Consider the following 3,404-nt stretch of genomic DNA (forward strand, 5'->3'; position numbering starts at 1 on the left):
GGTAGCGAGTTTATCTTTGTTTTCGGTCAGGATGGCGGCCAGCGTGACCTCTTCCCCCAAGGGACGCAGCGCAACCGTTTCGATCTGAATATTGGCCAATTGCTTTTGTTGGTCGCTCAATTTCAGCCCCGCATTTTTCATGTTGGGGTCTACCACAATTTTGGTCAACGCCATTTTGCAGATGGGGCAGGTGCCGGGCTTTTTTTCCATCACCTGTGGGTCCATCGAACAGGTGTAAAATACATTATCTGGCACCTGCTCGCCGTTTTTGGACGTGCAAGCTTCCCACACTACCGTTAGACTTGCCCAACTGACTGTATGTATAAATGCCCTTCTTTTCATCTTCTTGATAGTTCATTTGATTTGACAAAACTTTCGCTGTCCATCAGGAATTGGGCATTTTCGGCGAAGGTTTCCTCGCTCGTAAGACCCGACAACACCTCCACCCAGTTTCCTTCCTGCAATCCTGTTTGGACGGTTCGAGAACGAAAAACGCCTGCTTTTCTCACAAACGCCATCTTTTCGCGACCCATATCGAGAAGCGCCGAAGAAGGGACCCATAGCGCGTTTTGAGTTCCCGCATTGATTGATGCTTTGACCAATGAACCAATTTTTAGCTTCCCACTTGGATTTGGCACATACACCCGCGCCCTTGGATTTCGGTTGTTGGTCGTAATCAGGGGTTCGAGGTAGTTGATTTTACCAAAAAATTGGTTCTCTGAATCCCCCTCAAGTTCTAGCATGACCGATTGCCCCACCTTAACCTTGGGAACATCCGTCGGATAAAACTCTAGCATTGCCCATACCGAATGGGTATTTTGAACCTCAAACAACCGCTGTCCTTTTTGCACGTACATTCCTTCTTTTAATGTCAATTCGCCTTTTGTAGTGCTGGGTGGCGGTGCAATCTGGGCGGCAGACTTACTCCCCCCCATGCCTTCATTCATGCGGTTGCTTCCACCAGAAGGCATAGGTATCTCCCCTGCGCTGCGTTCAACGATGATGCCGCTGTAAGGACTATAAATGCTGAGTTGCATGATTGGTTTTTTGCTTTGCTCTACTGATTTGAGTTGGTCGGAAGTTAATCCCAAAAGGAGAAGGCGCTGACGAGCATTATCAATAAGCGTTTGATTTTCGGCGTCATTTTGGAGAAGAAAAATCAAATTTTGTTGCGCTGTAACGAGGTCAGGGCTGTAAATATCCATGATTTTTTGGCCTTTGCGTATCGTTTGAAAAGGGTAACGGACGTACAAACGCTCAATTCTACCGCCAAATCGCGTGGCAATACTGCTCAGTGCCTGAGCATCATAGGATAAAAAACCAAAGGCATTGACTACCAACTGCTGCGAGCGTCGTTGGGGCTGAACGGTCTTGACACCGCTTAATACGTACTCATAAGTAGGTTTGACCAATATCGCCAAACTATCGTCGGCGGAAAGTTGTTCGTCAGCGGTGGTCTCTTTTTTTTCCACCAAATCCATCCCGCACACTGGGCATTGTCCAGGGGCATCGTAGGTTTTTTCACCTTCGCATTTCATGGTGCAATAGTACTTTTTGCCCGTTTTTCGTCGTTGGCCCATCATTACCACGGCCGTATCGGCGTGCGATGAATGAGAAGTCACTTTGACCAAATCCATGCCACAGACGGGACATGAGCCGGGGGCGTTGTATGTTTTATTGCCTTCGCATTTCATGGGGCACGCATAGGCCTCTTGGGGCTGGGTGACTTCTTTTTTGAAGTATTGGCCTACAAAGTCACAACCCGTTAGCCCACCGAGCAGCGCCACGATAAGCCAAGGGAATAGCTTACCTTTTTTCCAGTTCTTTTTCATATTCTACGTGGGCTTGCAGTAATTGTTGCACTAAATCCAGCTGGTTCATTCGAGCCATTTTAAGCTCCATCCAAGCATCCAACACCATAAACAACTCGTCGGTATTTTGTTCATACGCCAGTAGTGTGCTTTGATAGCGCTTGCGCAAAACAGGAATCTGCTCTTTTTCGTATTGGTCGATTTGGGCCTGAAAGGTCTCCATCATTACCCAACGGTCGGCCAAGTTTCCTAAAATTTGATTAGTCAGTCCTTCGCGTTGTTTCGCATACGTTTGGCGTTGATAATCAAGTCCTTTAAGGTTGGCTTTAATCTGTCGGCTCGACCATTTCGCAAACGGAATCGTCACCATGCCCATCAGGGTAAATTGCCATTGATTGCCAAACGCAAACATGTGTCCGTACTGAACGCCGTACATGGGTTTGAGCTTTTGCAGTTCTATTTCCTTTTTGTTGCGGGAGATCAACAGGCTTTGTTCAATCATCCGTAAATCACTTCGGTTGCCAATCATACCAGTATCCAGCGCCATCAAACCATTGGTGAATGAGGAGGTCGTCGTGAGCGTATCAATTCGAAAATCAAAGGTTCTCTCTTTAAGCATCAGCGTATTGAGCATTACTTTTTGCTGACGAATATCTCCGTCGAGCATCAGTTTCATGCGGTTCAAATCGCTCAGGGCGGCTTGGGCTTTGTAAATACTGCTCAACTTTTCTTGATTGAATTTGTAGCGAATCTCGGCCGATTGAATCATGTAACTGAGCAAGGATTGGCTCTCGCTCAACACGTTTTTTTTCTTTTCAAGCACCTGCCATTTGTAATAGGCCGTTTTGGCTTCGGCAAACAGCATATTGCGCACCATGCCTTTTTGGGCCGTTTCCATGCCCGACATGGATTTCATGTAGCGTTCTTCGGCGTCGAGCATTTTACGGTTAGGAATCATCTGCTCGCCCTGCACCATAAAAGAACCCATGCCCTGACTCATTCCTTCGTGGTAAAGCGCGCCCTTTCGACTCCACATCATATAATTATAGGGCGTCATGAAAAAGCCCGCCCCAAACTTGGGGGCTTCCCAGTTTCGGGCGCCTTCAGCGTAAGCATCCAGTTCTTTTACTTTGGCATCGAGTTGCTGTAAATTGGGGTGAGAAGCCTCAATGTGTTGTAATATTGTTTCCAACGATAGCACCGATTGCGCCTGAGTGGTTGTTGACCAAACAATCAACAAACCCCACAATATCTTATTCTTTGACATCGTAAATTTCAATTTTGCCATTGCGTTTGAGTTCCCATTCTTTGGTCATTTCAAAAATGACCGGCGTCACCAGCAGCACGTAAATAGTGGACGAAATAGTCCCGCCAATCAGCGGAATCGTAATCGGCAGCATCACATCTGAACCTACACCCGTGGCCCACAAAATGGGAATCAACCCAAAAAGCGACACCGAGACGGTCATCAATTTAGGACGGAGGCGTTGTGCAGCGCCCCGAATCACGTACTCACGCAGGTCAGCATTGGTAATCGTTTCTTTGGAGTTTCCTTTTTCGGCCACCAAATGCTGCATGGCTTCGTTGAGATAA

The 3,404-nt window shown here is 47.2% G+C and carries 4 protein-coding genes; all 4 read right to left on the minus strand.

The genetic code is table 11. From position 1 onward, the window contains the following. Positions 1 to 342 (minus strand): heavy metal-binding domain-containing protein (locus NCI00_RS29310; RefSeq protein ID WP_289623401.1); only part of this gene is annotated, 342 nt, incomplete at its 3' end. After that, positions 339 to 1,832: a heavy metal-binding domain-containing protein gene (locus tag NCI00_RS29315; protein WP_253533515.1), complete on the minus strand. Its 1,494-nt coding sequence runs from the start codon at positions 1,830 to 1,832 to the stop codon at positions 339 to 341. The genes NCI00_RS29315 and NCI00_RS29310, both read right to left, overlap by 4 nt. Next, on the minus strand, positions 1,807 to 3,078 hold the full coding sequence (locus NCI00_RS29320) for a TolC family protein (protein ID WP_253533516.1): 1,272 nt from the start codon (positions 3,076 to 3,078) through the stop codon (positions 1,807 to 1,809). Before NCI00_RS29320 ends, NCI00_RS29315 begins: the two co-directional genes overlap by 26 nt. Further along, a partial coding sequence (locus NCI00_RS29325) for an efflux RND transporter permease subunit (RefSeq protein ID WP_253533518.1) occupies positions 3,065 to 3,404 on the minus strand: 340 nt, incomplete at its 5' end. The genes NCI00_RS29325 and NCI00_RS29320, both read right to left, overlap by 14 nt.

The sequence above is a fragment of the Runella salmonicolor genome (assembly GCF_024158025.1).
Classification (GTDB): Bacteria; Bacteroidota; Bacteroidia; order Cytophagales; family Spirosomataceae; genus Runella; species Runella salmonicolor.